Annotated in this window: 17 protein-coding genes and 2 pseudogenes; 6 read left to right on the plus strand and 13 right to left on the minus strand. The window is 46.5% G+C overall.

Going from position 1 to position 13,253, the window contains the following annotated elements:
• Positions 1-18: 18 nt before the first annotated feature.
• Positions 19-400, minus strand: a pseudogene (locus tag N530_RS19300) (IS3 family transposase); the annotation flags it as partial.
• A 315-nt stretch (positions 401-715) separates the two neighbouring features.
• Here N530_RS19300 and N530_RS17315 point away from each other — a divergent pair.
• Positions 716-1,640 (plus strand): annotated as a pseudogene (locus N530_RS17315) (IS3 family transposase); the annotation flags it as partial.
• Between the two features lie 198 nt (positions 1,641-1,838).
• Here N530_RS17315 and N530_RS0102755 read toward each other — a convergent pair.
• Both N530_RS0102755 and N530_RS0102760 read right to left on the minus strand, forming a co-directional pair.
• The gene (locus N530_RS0102755; protein WP_026479447.1) at positions 1,839-2,516 is read right to left on the minus strand and encodes an isoprenylcysteine carboxylmethyltransferase family protein; all 678 of its coding nucleotides are present in this window, start codon (positions 2,514-2,516) and stop codon (positions 1,839-1,841) included.
• Positions 2,517-2,526: 10 nt separating this feature from the next.
• A complete protein-coding gene (locus N530_RS0102760; protein ID WP_026479448.1) occupies positions 2,527-2,997 on the minus strand; it encodes a DUF2269 family protein in 471 nt (156 codons plus the stop codon).
• 89 nt (positions 2,998-3,086) lie between these two features.
• On the opposite strand from N530_RS0102760, the gene N530_RS0102765 reads away from it, so the two are divergent.
• On the plus strand, positions 3,087-3,602 hold the full coding sequence (locus tag N530_RS0102765; protein WP_026479449.1) for a TetR/AcrR family transcriptional regulator: 516 nt from the start codon (positions 3,087-3,089) through the stop codon (positions 3,600-3,602).
• 102 nt (positions 3,603-3,704) lie between these two features.
• On the opposite strand, the gene N530_RS19445 is transcribed toward N530_RS0102765, so the two are convergent.
• The 7 genes from N530_RS19445 to N530_RS0102795 form a co-directional block, all read right to left on the minus strand.
• Complete coding sequence (locus N530_RS19445) at positions 3,705-4,151, minus strand: sulfotransferase (protein ID WP_155851909.1); 447 nt, start codon at positions 4,149-4,151, stop codon at positions 3,705-3,707.
• Complete coding sequence (locus N530_RS19450) at positions 4,055-4,360, minus strand: sulfotransferase (RefSeq protein ID WP_081773869.1); 306 nt, start codon at positions 4,358-4,360, stop codon at positions 4,055-4,057. Before N530_RS19450 ends, N530_RS19445 begins: the two co-directional genes overlap by 97 nt.
• The gene (locus tag N530_RS0102775) at positions 4,284-4,595 is read right to left on the minus strand and encodes a hypothetical protein (RefSeq protein WP_026479451.1); all 312 of its coding nucleotides are present in this window, start codon (positions 4,593-4,595) and stop codon (positions 4,284-4,286) included. Before N530_RS0102775 ends, N530_RS19450 begins: the two co-directional genes overlap by 77 nt.
• Positions 4,596-4,660: 65 nt before the next feature.
• Entirely contained in the window at positions 4,661-6,142 is a 1,482-nt protein-coding gene (locus N530_RS0102780) for a YdiU family protein (RefSeq protein WP_026479452.1), read from the minus strand.
• 31 nt (positions 6,143-6,173) lie between these two features.
• The gene (locus tag N530_RS0102785) at positions 6,174-6,575 is read right to left on the minus strand and encodes a Fur family transcriptional regulator (protein ID WP_026479453.1); all 402 of its coding nucleotides are present in this window, start codon (positions 6,573-6,575) and stop codon (positions 6,174-6,176) included.
• A complete protein-coding gene (locus N530_RS0102790; protein ID WP_026479454.1) occupies positions 6,575-7,381 on the minus strand; it encodes a metal ABC transporter permease in 807 nt (268 codons plus the stop codon). Before N530_RS0102790 ends, N530_RS0102785 begins: the two co-directional genes overlap by 1 nt.
• Positions 7,374-8,204: a metal ABC transporter ATP-binding protein gene (locus N530_RS0102795; RefSeq protein ID WP_026479455.1), complete on the minus strand. Its 831-nt coding sequence runs from the start codon at positions 8,202-8,204 to the stop codon at positions 7,374-7,376. Before N530_RS0102795 ends, N530_RS0102790 begins: the two co-directional genes overlap by 8 nt.
• 153 nt (positions 8,205-8,357) lie before the next feature.
• Between N530_RS0102795 and N530_RS0102800 the strand changes: the two genes are divergently transcribed.
• Complete coding sequence (locus N530_RS0102800; protein WP_162150926.1) at positions 8,358-9,374, plus strand: zinc ABC transporter substrate-binding protein; 1,017 nt, start codon at positions 8,358-8,360, stop codon at positions 9,372-9,374.
• Between the two features lie 64 nt (positions 9,375-9,438).
• On the opposite strand, the gene msrQ is transcribed toward N530_RS0102800, so the two are convergent.
• Together msrQ and msrP are read right to left on the minus strand one after the other, a co-directional pair.
• A complete protein-coding gene (gene msrQ, locus N530_RS0102805) occupies positions 9,439-10,071 on the minus strand; it encodes a protein-methionine-sulfoxide reductase heme-binding subunit MsrQ (protein WP_026479457.1) in 633 nt (210 codons plus the stop codon).
• A gap of 2 nt (positions 10,072-10,073) precedes the next feature.
• Positions 10,074-11,036 (minus strand): protein-methionine-sulfoxide reductase catalytic subunit MsrP, encoded by a 963-nt coding sequence (msrP, locus tag N530_RS0102810; protein ID WP_026479458.1) that lies wholly within the window; start codon positions 11,034-11,036, stop codon positions 10,074-10,076.
• Positions 11,037-11,185: 149 nt separating this feature from the next.
• On the opposite strand from msrP, the gene N530_RS0102815 reads away from it, so the two are divergent.
• Genes N530_RS0102815 through N530_RS0102825 form a run of 3 tightly spaced genes read left to right on the plus strand, consistent with a single transcriptional unit; the run spans position 11,186 to position 12,574 of the window.
• The gene (locus N530_RS0102815; protein WP_018688585.1) at positions 11,186-11,620 is read left to right on the plus strand and encodes a YqaA family protein; all 435 of its coding nucleotides are present in this window, start codon (positions 11,186-11,188) and stop codon (positions 11,618-11,620) included.
• Positions 11,621-11,676: 56 nt separating this feature from the next.
• Positions 11,677-12,351, plus strand: a complete 675-nt coding sequence (locus N530_RS0102820) for a DUF2161 domain-containing phosphodiesterase (RefSeq protein WP_035266263.1) — start codon at positions 11,677-11,679, stop codon at positions 12,349-12,351.
• Positions 12,344-12,574, plus strand: a complete 231-nt coding sequence (locus N530_RS0102825; protein ID WP_035266099.1) for a hypothetical protein — start codon at positions 12,344-12,346, stop codon at positions 12,572-12,574. The genes N530_RS0102820 and N530_RS0102825 overlap by 8 nt, the downstream gene beginning before the upstream one ends.
• A 93-nt stretch (positions 12,575-12,667) precedes the next feature.
• Here the strand turns inward: N530_RS0102825 and N530_RS0102830 are convergent, their stop codons facing one another.
• Positions 12,668-13,192: a copper chaperone PCu(A)C gene (locus N530_RS0102830; RefSeq protein ID WP_026479461.1), complete on the minus strand. Its 525-nt coding sequence runs from the start codon at positions 13,190-13,192 to the stop codon at positions 12,668-12,670.
• Positions 13,193-13,253 lie beyond the last annotated feature (61 nt).

Raw genomic sequence — 13,253 nt, forward strand, 5'->3', positions numbered from 1 at the left:
TCCGCATCCAGCTCTTGTTTAGGCCATTTTTTGTTCGAAGTCTGCGGGTGATATTCCTGCTATTGCTGAGTGGCGACGACGGGTGTTGTAAAAGCCGTTTATATATTTGAATCACGCTTCGGTCACTTGCTGACGTGTGCTCCATGAGTGCCTCCATATCAGTGCGGCCTTCAGCGTTTTGAAGAAGGTTTCAACAGCAGCGTTATCCACTGCCCGACAGGCAATTGCGCGGCAAATGCTGAGAGGGATAATAATTTCCCTTGCCGCTCATGGATACTTTGAATCCAAGTTGACGAAGCCGCTTTTGATAATCATGAGAGCAGTATTGGCTTGCGCGGTCAGAGTGATGCACACCACCTGCTGGTGGGTTTCGAAGCGCGACGGCATGGTTCAATACTTTTCAATCTTTGCTGCCGTTTACTTTGCAGAGACAATTTTGAAAGGTTTGTCTTTTGGCCGTGAAGTGAACCAGACCATGAGTCCGGCCATAATAGTAAGCGTACCACCTGCAATGGTGATCAGGTCGGTCACATGACCAAATACCAAAAAGGTCAGCGCAATTGCAATTAATAGCGCAAGAAAGTTCAACGGTTGGAGTGGGCAGTCATGCGAAAACTCATTGTCGTTGCAAATACATTGCTACGCGACGGCCGGAAATGGGTGGAAATACCCACTTGACCAATACGGATACTCGACGATGTAAATATCGTCTGCCGGGCAGCGAATGAAGTACGCCTTTATTAACAAGCATCGACCGCAATTCAACGTCCGTTCGATCTGCCGAATGCTGCGCGTCCATCCAAGTGGCTTTTATGCATGGTTGAAGAAACCGTTCAGCGAGCGTGCTGTGGAAGACAAGCGGCAGACGGAACTGCTCAAGGATGCCTGGGATGAAAGCGGCAAGGTTTATGGATATCGCAAGCTCCACGACGATCTGAGGGATCAGGGCGAGACTTGCTGTCCGAACCGGGTTGCAAGACTGACGAGAATAGCCGGCATCAGAGCGCAGATCGGCTACAAACGTCGACCCGGAAAGTATGGTGGCCGACCTTCAATAGCCGTGAATAACACGCTGGATCGTCAGTTTGATGTCGCTTCGCCCGACACGGCGTGGGTCACGGATATTACTTACATAAAAACATACGAGGGATTTATATATCTGGCGGTCGTCATCGATCTATTTTCCCGGCGTGTCGTAGGTTGGGCAATGCAAAGTCGTCAGCCGACAGATTTGGTTCTTCAAGCGTTGCTGGCGGCCGTCTGGCACAGAAAGCCGAAGAATAATGTGCTGGTTCATTCCAATCAATGCTCACAATTTACCAGCATGGATTGGGCATCGTTTTTAAAGCAGCACAATCTGGAGCACTCGATGAGCAGACGCGGAAACTGTCACCCCTCTCAGCATTTGCTTCGCAATTGCTTGCCGGGCAATGGACAACGCCGATGCAGAAAACTTTTTCAGCCTATTAAAGCGTGAACGTATCAGGCGCAAAATCTATCGAACAAGAGAAGACGCCAGATCAGATGTGTTCGACTACATCGAGATGTTCTATAATCCAAAGCGCAAGCAGGCTAGAAACGGGATGCTTTCACCCGCAGACTATGAAAAAAAGCAAAAATTAAAATCGCAGGGTGTCTAGGACAACGCGGGGCTATGCATTGAACGCTTCTTCTGCAAATGAAGGATATGGGGCAATTGGCAAAAAGGCTCGAGAAGAAAGCTCGTAACTTCCTCCCAATGATGCAACTCTTTGCAATCAGATGTTGGGCGAGTTGAGTCCATACCTTAGTTTTTTGCTCATGCGTTCATAACATCCTTTGACCCGGTATGGCGCTACTTAATAGATAAAAGGAATGAATTTGGCTGTCTTTCTTGCATATGCATCAAATTCCGCGCCGTAGCGTTCTGAAAGATATCCGTCCAATGCTGGAATGTGAAAGAACACAAAGCCTGCTGTTACAAAAATTGGAATACTCCAAGCATAGATCGACATGGCCAATATTGCCCAACCGGAAAACAGAACGCTGTCGCCAAAATAATTGATATGCATGGAGTAGCCAAACAAACCCTCAGTGTAACATTGGCCTTTTGTTGAAGGTTTTTTCTTCCACCGCCAACGTTGCAGTTCTGATCCAGTATTGACAAATGAGCCGATCAAAACAAGCGCAATACCAATCAAATCCCAGGTGCCAAACGAGGTTGGTGACGTTGCGAAAATGCCTGCGCCCAAGAGCAGAAAGCCGATTTCGAAAATGGGCATAAATAGGGATAGACCAAATACTTCGGCGTATTCCACTTGCCGTTTTAGCAGGACAAAAAGTGTCACGCAGTGGCGCAGCCAATAAAGCACGGCGCAGAAAGCTAATAGACGTGCACGTGACGGGTCGAGCCATTCAATAGTTCCAAACGCCAGCCATAAACAGATAGCGACGATACATGCATGGATAAAGGCGAATGTTAGTTTTTGAGAGCAGGATCGGTCATAAGTGCGGTTAACACCACCAGAACTGGCCATGGGGAACTCCTTAGAAGGGTTTGAAGATCATTAAAACAAGGGCGGCAATTGACATAACCAATGCACCAGAACCAATGGGGACTGCTTTAGTGAATGTGCTGTTGTAACTCTTGGGCAGGGTACTTTCATGCTGTGTGCTCGATTGTGTTGCAATGATATGCAATCGCTGTTCTAGCCTAAGTCCCAATAGATAGGCAGCAATTAGGGATATACTCAACACAAGCGAGATCAAGAGCCATTTATCGGCCAATCCGTAACCAGTAATGACCATCAAGGCATATCCAGAAATTGGTATCAGCACCAAAGATGGGGCCATTAATAAACGATTGATTGATAGGACGGCTTTTAACAAAGCGGAGGCTTCCAATGGCGTTGCCGCTTTGGCTTGGCCATGAATTAAACCGTTGATAATGGTTGCACCCACCATCACGATCACAGCGAGGAAATGAATGAGTTTTGCGGAAAGATATAGATCAGGCATTTTTATAGACCGATTGGACTGTTTTGTGATAACTAGACGATGCCGTCGCCTTTTGTCAATTGTTTTCGACCAGCTGGACTATTAATCTCATGCCCAAAATTGTTAATCGAGTAAAATATATTGAAGAGCTTGCCACGAAAGCCGCGGGTTATTTTTCTCAGCATGGCTATGCTGGTGTTGGAATGCGCGGCATTGCAGAACATCTTGGCGTCTCAAAAAGCGCGCTTTACCATTATTTTCCGACCAAAGAAGCTCTATTTTTGGCTTGCACGCAATCCGTTATGGGTCGCGTTGGCGAGACGATTTCTAGTACTGGCAAAAGTGAAAATGAGCAACTATCGGCTCTGTACACTTCTATGAAAGATGAATTTGGGTCTGAGATGATTTTGGTGCTTGAATATTTGCGTGGCAAAAACTCTCAAGAAATCGCCGAAGATGCTGCGATGCAAGTCGCCCTGTCGGCTTTTCTGGAGACAATCGAACGTATAGTAGGCGCTGATCGCGCCGTTCACACATTAGAGAATATTATCGGCAAACTGATGCTGGATTATTTGTCTGGCGGCGCAATTGCCCAAATAACAGGCGCACCAAACACGCAGACATAAAAAAACCGGCAAAACTGCCGGGGCTCGTAAACTTTCCACGCGTGTAAAGTGCCTTAAACGGCCTTACGCGCCTTCACACTACGCCGATCTTTTGAGCCGCTGTTAGGGCAACTCGTTTTGTACTGGGTTCTCTGGGTAGCCCCAAGTGTCAAAGCTGCGCCGTAATCTGCTATAAAATGTTGCCTTGGTAACTTCGTTCAGTTCGGCGAAGTCGTTCTTTTTGTATTCGTCCAACGTGGTCACATAGTTCTCTAACCGACGCAGAAAGTCTTCGGACATGTCCAAGTCTAGTGTCTTGTAGATATTCTTAATCCCTTGAACTGGATTTCGCTCCAATTTCTCAAACTGAATGTCGTAGAAGTTACCTTCTGGAATCAGGTCAAGGTCCTCAAAATATACGTCATAAATGCGTTCATATAGGCTGAAAATGCTGGGATCTAATGTTATTAAGTTCAGGTGCTGCAAATAGGATGAATCATCCCGCAGTATTGAAAAAAGTGCCGCTGAGAAAGGAATACGCGATATGGGGTTCGATGAATGTGCACTAATCGAGCGTTTGGGAGAATCTCCAGTATAGTTTTAATTCGGGCAGTATGGGGTGGCGATTTTAGCAGCAGAGCACGTTTGGCGTATAAGCTCAATTTTGCAAAAATAGTGTGCCGCCCCTTCCAGGCTTTGACGTCATCGCGCTTTGCCAGCAGCAATTCTATCAAGTGCTCCATGAATGGCCGCACTGCCCGTCGCACAGGCATTTTCATAACGGGTTGCAGGAACGTGGCGCAGTTCAGGCACGGCAGACGAAACTAAACTTCCGATAAAATCTTGGCGCACAAGGCCAGCATTAAAGGTGCCTAAACAAACCGCATCTATTTGATCTACCGACAGACCAGCCTTTTCAATCGCCTCATTGGCAACGTCGCCAATGAGCGCTTCGACGGTTTTATCTGTCAGCTTGCCAAAGGGTGTGTGTGCCCAGCCCGTGATTGAAGCCATGTAAATTCCTCCCGCAGCTATATTGAATGGGAACGATGCCCCAATCAATCAAAAAGCTAAACGCTTTAGGTGCCGCAGAATGTATTTTTGATAACTTCTTCCGGTTTAGGTGGCAGCAGATAGCGCTCAAATCCTGCTTGTTCTTCAAAAGGATTTGAAAGAACTTCCATCAGTTTTTCTGTAAAGGTCAGATCGCCTTCTTGTGCCGCCTCCAGCGCTTCATTGACCAAATGATTGCGCGGTATATAGGCAGGGTTCACGCTAAGCATTGCTTTTTGTCGTTCTTGATCATCCCTGTCTTCAAGATGAAGTCTTAAACGATACGCAACCATCCACATGTCAAACATGGACGGACCACCAAACAACTCATGAAAAACCATATCTTTCATGCTTGGTTCGATTGACGCTTTTGAAAGCGCACGGAAAAATTGGGTGAAATCAACTTCACCGGCTGTGAGGTGTTTCGTTAAATCTTGCCATAAAGCTACATCGCCTTCATTCGCCTTTTGAAAGCCAAGCTTTTTGCGAATGAGTGCCTCGTAAGTCGTTTCAAAAGTCGTCGAATAAGCATCAAGCGCCTTTTTCGCATGCTCGATAGCTTTTGCCTCATCATCGTCTAGAATTGGCAACATGGCCTGTGCCAGCGCAGATAGGTTCCACTGTCCAATAGAGGGCTGATTGCCATAAGCGTAACGGCCGCCTTGATCGATCGCGCTGAAAACAGTTTTAGGATCAAATCTGTCTATAAAAGCGCAGGGTCCATAATCGATGGTCTCGCCAGCAATGGACATATTATCGGTGTTCATGACACCGTGAATAAAACCGACCATCAACCAGTTTGCGATAAGCTCTGCTTGTTTTTCAACCACGCCTTGCAGCATCGCAAGATAAGGATTTTCATGATTGCGCGCTTCGGGATAATGCCGCTCAATGACATGATCAGCCAGTGCTTTAAGAGATGCAATGTCATCACGGGCATAGAAAAACTGGAACGTGCCAACACGGATATGGCTGGACGCAATGCGTGTTAAAATGGCGCCAGGTAAAATCTCTTCGCGAATAACATCATCGCCGGTAACCAGCGCTGCCAATGCGCGCGTGGTTGGAATGCCAAGCGCATGCATCGCTTCTGAAACAATATATTCGCGCAACACTGGCCCGATTGCAGCCTTACCATCACCGCCGCGCGAAAATGGCGTAAGGCCGCTGCCTTTAAGCTGAATATCGCGGCGTTTTCCATTCGTGTCGATCACTTCGCCGATCAATAAAGCGCGTCCATCACCGAGCTGCGGCACAAAATTACCAAACTGATGGCCAGCATAAGCTGTCGAAATAGAGGCTGCGCCATCCGGTAGTGCATTGCCAGAAAGCATGGCGATGCCAGCGTCAGATTTCAGCCATTGTGTGTCGATGCCAAGTTCTTTGGCAAGGCTTTCATTAAGGGCCAATACTTCCGGTGCACTTGCCTTGGCTGGCGTGACTTTAGCGTAAAAACCCTCTGGTAATTTAGCATAGGAATTGTCGAAATTGATCGGCGTTGCCGTCATATATATTCTCCTGTTGGGAGCTGTTGAATTGCTATGCGTTGTTTTGGCATGACGCGCAAATGCCATGCAGTTCCACTGTGGTTTTTTGCAAGCTAAACGCTGCGCGTTCTGCAACTTGGTGCAGCTGGGAAGTAATCGTGTCGTCGTAAATTTCCGCTACAATCCCGCAATTCTTGCATATGATGAAAGTTGCAGAGCTATGCGATGAACAGCCTGCATGCGAGCAAGCAACAAAAGCGTTTAAACTCTCCAGTCGGTGCACGTTACCAAGCGAAACCAGAGCATCTAATGCACGATAAACCTGTAAAGGTGCGCGCAACCCTTCACTGCGAAGCGAATCCAAAATTGTATAGGCGCTCAGCGGCTGCTCTGACTTATCGAGAATACCCAATACAAGCGATTGATTTTTTGTCAGTTTTTGCGGTGTGCCCATTACTCGTTCCTTTTTGCACGTAACATCCGAGGCGACAAACGGCTTAAAATGAAGAGGATAAGTGATGCCACAACAATTGTCGGCGCGGTAGGCGTGTCAAACTGCAAAGATCCTGCGACACCGCCGCTCACAGATAGGATGCCTATTAATATCGATATCACGACCATCTGCTCAGGAGCTACAGAAAATTTGCGCGCAGTCGCAGCCGGTACAATCAACATTGCTGTGATTAGTAATACGCCGACAATCTTCATTGCAAGAGCAATCACCGCAGCCATCAACAGCATGAATATAATTTCCGGTAGGTTCGGATTTTTCATTTCTGCTTCGCTTAGTTCTTGGCTAACCGTTGCTGCAAACAGAGGTCGCCAAATCAAAACAAGAATGATCAATAAAACAGTACCACCAATATAGATGATACCGACATCTTGTTTAGATACGCCCAATATGTCTCCAAATAAAAGGCTGTTTAAGCTAACATTGGATTGGCTAAGAAAGCTTATGGCCACAAGGCCAAGTGCTAATCCTGAATGGGATAGCAGACCCAATATCGCATCGGATGAAAGCGTGCCGCTGCGCCGCAATAAAATCATCAAGCAGGAAATGACAGCAGAAACAACAAACACGGTGAGGGTAATGTTGATGTCTAAAAAGATACCCGCAACAACACCCAGCAGTGCTGAGTGAGCAAGTGTATCGCCGAAATAAGCCATACGGCGCCATATGATAAAGCAGCCAAGTGGACCAGCAATAATGGCCAAGCCAATACCAGCTAAAAGAGCGCGAGCAATAAAATCATCAAGCATGGTCTTGCTCATTTAAATGGTTGTGAGACGGCTTATCATCATGGTGACCATCGTCGCTGTGACAATGATCGGTTACGGTTCCATCTGCATGTCTGACACGCCCATCAGGTAAATGGTCGTGGTCATGGCGATGTTGATACACGGCCAAAGTTGAATCATTGCGGGGACCGAACAGGTTCTTATAGGCCTCACTTTTCGCAACGCTTGTAGGCGTGCCTTGGCAACATACATGTCCATTAAGACAGATAACTTTGTCAGTCGCAGCCATAACAATATGCAGATCGTGCGAAATTAGTAAAATGCCGCATCCAAGATCATCTCGAATGGTCTTTACTAAATCGTAGATTGAGATTTCACCGGCAAAGTCCACGCCTTGCACAGGCTCGTCTAGCACAAGTAAATCAGGGCGGCGTGCCATAGCGCGAGCAAGCATGACCCGCTGAAACTCACCGCCCGATAGACTGCGGACTTCAGCCTTTTTTAAGTGTGGCGCACCTGTCGCTGTGAGCGCATCGTCAATCTGTCCTGCTGTCAATTTACTCGTCAGGTTCATGAAGCGGCGCACATCAAGCGGCATTGTCCAATCGATAGATAGCTTCTGTGGAACATAACTGACCTTTAAATTGTCAGATCGTTGAACAGTTCCTTCGTCAGGCTTTATAATAGACAGTGCCATTTTTGCCGTCGTTGATTTTCCCGATCCATTCGGTCCAATCATTGTAACGATCTCGCCGCGGGCGACCTCAAGGTCAACACCTCTGACAAGCCAGCGCTTATCGCGATAGACGCCTGCGCCTTTAAGTGTAACGAGTGGACCGCTCATGGAAAACCTCAAATTAGTTCTAAAAACACTTGCACTGAAAATATATTTTACGTAAGTGTTATATTATAACATACCAGCAATCGTCGACATGAAAGTGAAGAAATGTACAATATTTTGTCCGCCACGAAGGCACGTTCAAGCATTTTTCTCGCAATGAGTACACTCTTGCTTTGTACATCTGCAAACGCTGCGCCGAAAGTGGTGGCGTCGATAGCGCCGATTCATAGCTTGGTGTCGATGGTAATGGGGGATGTTGCTGAACCTGAGCTTTTGCTCAATGCAAATGTTTCCCCTCATGATTTCTCATTGAAGCCATCTGATGCGCGGGCAATCCAAAATGCTGATGTCGTTTTCTGGGTCGGGCCTGCGCTTGAAGCCTTTCTTGCCAAACCATTAGAAGCGCTTGATAGCAAAGACACTAATGTTGCGCTGATAGATGCAAAAGGGCTGACACTGCTTGATTTCCGTGATGGAGAAAAAATTGCAGCCGCAGGTGCTCATAAAGATGGTCATGAGCACGAAGATGATGACAAGCATGAAGGTGAACATGACGCTAAACATGAGCACGATGACGACGACAAAGAAAAGCATGAGGATAAACACGAAGAAGCGCATGGTCATGAAGGCCACAGCCATCATGGTCACACACATGTAGGTGATCACGATCCGCATATTTGGTTGGACCCGCACAACGCCGCTGTAATGTTGGAAGCAATCGCAATGCATCTTGAAGGAATTGATCCTGAAAATGCAGAGACGTACCGTAACAATGCCCAGAACGCCTTGATTGAAATTCAAAGCTTGGAAACTAAGATTTCGGCAGAACTATCAAATGTTGGGAAGAAATCTTTTGTCGCATTCCATGATGGTACTCAATATTTTGAAGCACGTTTTGGATTGAATGCGAAGGGATTGTTGCTTGATAATCCTGAAGTTTCAGCAAGTGCCGCACGTATGAAATCACTAAGGGAAGTACTTCAAACTGAAGACGTGGCCTGCATTTTTAGTGAAACACAATTTAACAGTGATGTTACCGCGACACTAACTGAAGGGCTGAACGTAAAAGTGGAAGTGCTTGACCCTCTTGGTGCCGGAATTGAAACAGGTGCTGGGTTGTACGGTGAATTATTGACCAAACTAACAGGGTCGTTTCAGCGCTGCCTGTCTTAAAATAAAATACCTTCCAAGACTTATGCGCCGTTGCTTCAAATTTGGAGCAGCGGCGTTTTGAATTTCAGGCTGTTTGCACTGTTGTTTGGGCTTCAGCTTTTATTGGTTTCTTGCGTTTTGGATAGAATTTTCGGCTACCAACCAGCAATATTGCCAAAACAAAATAGACGATAGGCTCAACTTGCCATGTCTTGGTAAGAAGCATGTAATGCAGGGCGCCCAAAACCACAGCAACATAAACAACTTTATGAAGTTTGTTCCATGCCGCTAGACCAAGCTTTCGTATGGAGTAATTGTTTGATGTAAGCGCGAGCGGTGTCAGCAATAAAAAAGCCGACATGCCGATTGTGATGTAAGGACGTTTCCAAATGTCATCAATAATAGCGCTCACGTCGAGCTGACGGTCGAGCACCGTATAAACAAGCAAATGCATGAAGACGTAAAAGAACGCGATTAAACCAATCGCACGTCGATATTTTACAAGATTGATTTTCGCAAACCGCATTAATGGCGAGATAGCCAGACCAATCAATAAAAACTGTAACGCGCGTTCGCCCAAATTGTTTTCCAACACTTTAATTGGGTCCGGCCCAAGTGTGTTAGTGACAACGCCATATATAAGATAAGCTGCTGGCAAAAAGCCGACGAGATAAACAATCCATGTCGGCGCTTTTGTCCATAGTTTTGACTGCGCCATTGTCAGAAATTCTTTACAAGGTCCATGCCTTCATAAAGCGAAGCAACCTGTTCCTTATATCCATTGAACTGTTCTGTTTGTCTGCGTGATCCAAAGATTCCGCTGCCAATAATTTTCTCCGTCTTCTGGCTCCAACGCGGGTGATCAACACCGGGATTTACGTTGGAATAAAAACCATATTCACTCGGCCCTTGCAGGTTCCACGTCGTTGCTGGCTGCTTTGCTGTAAACTTAATACCGACAATAGATTTGATAGATTTAAAGCCATATTTCCACGGCACGACCAAGCGAATTGGCGCGCCGTTTTGGTTCGGCATTTGTTTGCCATAAACACCAACGGCCAAAATGGTCAGCGGATGCATTGCCTCATCCAAACGCAACCCTTCCACATAAGGCCAGTCCAAACCGAATGCGCTTTTCTGTCCGATCATTTCTTCTGGGCGCACCAAGGTCTCAAAAGACACATATTTGGCATCGCCTTGCTGATCATATTTGCTGAGCACGCTCGCTAATGGAATGCCGACCCAAGGGATGACCATTGACCATGCTTCGACACAGCGCAGCCGGTAAATGCGTTCTTCCAGCTCAGGGCTGTTTAAAATGTCGTTGATGTCGATTGTGCCAGGATTGTTGACCAAGCCGCCAACTTTGATCGACCATGGATCTGTCGTTAGCGTTCCTGCATTGGCGGCCGGATCACCTTTGCCAGTGCCGAACTCATAAAAATTATTATGTGTCGTAATATCTTCAAACGGATTTGCTGGATCTTTTGTGGAATAGGGACTGTTTTTGACCGAAACATTCAACGCTTTATAATCATCAATAGTTTTCGCATGGCCGATAGTTGGAACAGTAGCACCAGCGGCAAGCCCCGCCGCGCCAACCATAAATTGGCGTCTGTTTAAAAACATCTTTTCATCTGTTATCTCGGAACCCTTCGGCATTGGATAGCGATATACAGGCATGTTTTTATCCGTTCTTTTGGCTTGCTGTTGCATTATCTATACCAGAAATGCACAGAGTTAGTTATCAACTCGGCGGATGTGATTATCACGCTTTGGTGAGTCTCGCCCTTGGGTAATATTATCAATCATGGCGCAAAGCGGCAATTTTAATGCTTATTAGCGGGTATTTCGGACTGTTCGTTGCAAGTTTTTTAGCAGCGACTTTATTGCCTGCTGCAAGCGAGCTTGGTTTGGCTGGGCTTTATGCATCGCAGCAATATGGAATAATCCCGCTCGTTCTCATTGCCAGTCTTGGCAATACGCTTGGGAGTATAAGCAATTGGGTGATCGGCCGTTTCATTGTACGGTTTAAAGACCGCAAATGGTTTCCCGCAAGCCCTGCACAGCTTGAAGCTGCTCAACATCGATATGAGAAATATGGATATTGGAGCCTGTTATTAAGCTGGATGCCAATCATTGGAGATCCGATTACGCTGATTGCAGGTGTTTTGCGCGAACCATTTTGGCGGTTTGTCTTAATCGTCGGTTTTGCCAAAACGATGCGTTATGTGATTTGGGCATTTTTCATAATGCAGATTGTCTAGTTTAGACACCAGAACGGTACGGTGAAGCAGTATGCGATCGCAGGATGAATATTAAAATGGCCAAAACAAAAATTGCGGAAACGGAGCTATATGAACCGATAAAGGCTTTTCTTTCCAAACAAGGCTATCAGGTGAAAAGCGAGATCGCTGGCGCAGATATTGTCGCGGTCCGTGAGGATGAACCGCCCGTAATCGTTGAGATGAAAACAGCCTTCAGCCTCACGCTTTATCATCAGGCAACGGACCGCCAATCGATGACGGATGATGTTTATATCGCTGTACCACGTGGGACTGGGCGTGCGTTTTTGAATAGTTTGAAGAATAATAAGCGCTTATGCAGACGGTTAGGCATTGGGCTATTAACTGTGCGCTTAAAAGACGGGTTTGTTGAGCCACATCTTGATCCTGCACCCTATAAGCCGCGCCAATCAAAGCGAAAGGCGGGACGTCTTTTGCGCGAGTTTGAATTGCGCGTGGGCGATCCAAATCAGGGTGGCATTAACAAGCAAACGATTGTAACTGCTTACCGACAGGATGCGATGCGTTGCTTGCAATATTTATCAGATAATGGACCGTCAAAAGCATCTGATGTTGCTAAGGCGATATCGGTGTCGCGGGCACGAGCAATTATGGCCGCTGATTATTATGGTTGGTTTGAAAAGGTGGAACGCGGTATCTACTCAATTACGCCAAAAGGTGAAGCCGCAAAAAAGGACAATGATAATGAGTAAGAGGCCTGGATTTTTCGACTTCGATACGCCGTTTTTCTATCCGGTTTGGCGGCGCTACGCTGTGGTGACTGTGCTTTTTTTATGGGCGCTGTTTGAGCTATATGCAGGTGCCGTAACTTGGGCGATCATCTTTTTTGGTCTGGGCATAATCGCAGCTGTAAAAATGTATCAAACCGATTGGTCAGCGGTCAAACAAGACGACCTTGATGATCAGGAAAAATAAGTAACTTGGTGCTGATTTTTCAGCGCTCTGTAACTATATAAAAAGGCGAGGGCATTCCTGCCGCTCGCCCATGATTGAAAGTAGGCTGAACTTTTACTCAGCTTTTTTCGTCTCACTTTCTTCCATGCCGTGGTGTGAATGATCCATGGCTTCGCCGCCCAGCGATTTTTTGATCTCTTCCAATGTTTCGACATTCAATGTCACATCAACAGAGCCGGACTTTTCGAAGATCAAAGTCGCATCATATTTCTCGCCCTCCGTGAGCTGCTTTTCCAGTTGCATAAACATCAAATGGTAGCTGCCAGGCATAAGTTTAACTTCGCCGCCAGCAGGAATTTCGAGACCTTCTTCCAGCTTGCGCATTTTCATGACTTCACCGGACATCGACATTTCATGGATTTCTGATTTGCCAGCAAAATCGACCTCTACAGCAAGCAGTCGGTCAGCTTCTGAGCCGTTGTTTTTGATTGTCATGTAGCCGCCAGAAACGGGGGCATTGGCAGGTGTTTCCCGCATGACGGGATGATTGATGACGAGCTCGCCGACTTTGTAATCGTGAGCAAATGAAGCCGCTGACATAAGAGCCAAAGATGCAAATGTTAAAAGTAGTTTTTTCATGGTTTTCTCCGTCGCCTGCGCGTTATTGCGCGGCATTAATTTGATTGATCGAATTTAGAAT

It is taken from the genome of Ahrensia sp. 13_GOM-1096m, assembly GCF_000620605.1.
Lineage (GTDB): Bacteria > Pseudomonadota > Alphaproteobacteria > Rhizobiales > Rhizobiaceae > Ahrensia > Ahrensia kielensis.

Bases quoted from the DNA above. Each gene is read 5' to 3' on its own strand.
- N530_RS0102755 (WP_026479447.1), bottom strand. From the start codon at position 2,516: ATGGCCAGTTCTGGTGGTGTTAACCGCACTTATGACCGATCCTGCTCT.
- N530_RS0102760 (WP_026479448.1), bottom strand. From the start codon at position 2,997: ATGCCTGATCTATATCTTTCCGCAAAACTCATTCATTTCCTCGCTGTG.
- N530_RS0102765 (WP_026479449.1), top strand. From the start codon at position 3,087: ATGCCCAAAATTGTTAATCGAGTAAAATATATTGAAGAGCTTGCCACG.
- N530_RS19450 (WP_081773869.1), bottom strand. From the start codon at position 4,360: ATGAAAATGCCTGTGCGACGGGCAGTGCGGCCATTCATGGAGCACTTG.
- N530_RS0102775 (WP_026479451.1), bottom strand. From the start codon at position 4,595: ATGGCTTCAATCACGGGCTGGGCACACACACCCTTTGGCAAGCTGACA.
- N530_RS0102780 (WP_026479452.1), bottom strand. From the start codon at position 6,142: ATGACGGCAACGCCGATCAATTTCGACAATTCCTATGCTAAATTACCA.
- N530_RS0102785 (WP_026479453.1), bottom strand. From the start codon at position 6,575: ATGGGCACACCGCAAAAACTGACAAAAAATCAATCGCTTGTATTGGGT.
- N530_RS0102790 (WP_026479454.1), bottom strand. From the start codon at position 7,381: ATGCTTGATGATTTTATTGCTCGCGCTCTTTTAGCTGGTATTGGCTTG.
- N530_RS0102795 (WP_026479455.1), bottom strand. From the start codon at position 8,204: ATGAGCGGTCCACTCGTTACACTTAAAGGCGCAGGCGTCTATCGCGAT.
- N530_RS0102800 (WP_162150926.1), top strand. From the start codon at position 8,358: ATGAGTACACTCTTGCTTTGTACATCTGCAAACGCTGCGCCGAAAGTG.
- msrQ (WP_026479457.1), bottom strand. From the start codon at position 10,071: ATGGCGCAGTCAAAACTATGGACAAAAGCGCCGACATGGATTGTTTAT.
- msrP (WP_026479458.1), bottom strand. From the start codon at position 11,036: ATGCCTGTATATCGCTATCCAATGCCGAAGGGTTCCGAGATAACAGAT.
- N530_RS0102815 (WP_018688585.1), top strand. From the start codon at position 11,186: ATGCTTATTAGCGGGTATTTCGGACTGTTCGTTGCAAGTTTTTTAGCA.
- N530_RS0102820 (WP_035266263.1), top strand. From the start codon at position 11,677: ATGGCCAAAACAAAAATTGCGGAAACGGAGCTATATGAACCGATAAAG.
- N530_RS0102825 (WP_035266099.1), top strand. From the start codon at position 12,344: ATGAGTAAGAGGCCTGGATTTTTCGACTTCGATACGCCGTTTTTCTAT.
- N530_RS0102830 (WP_026479461.1), bottom strand. From the start codon at position 13,192: ATGAAAAAACTACTTTTAACATTTGCATCTTTGGCTCTTATGTCAGCG.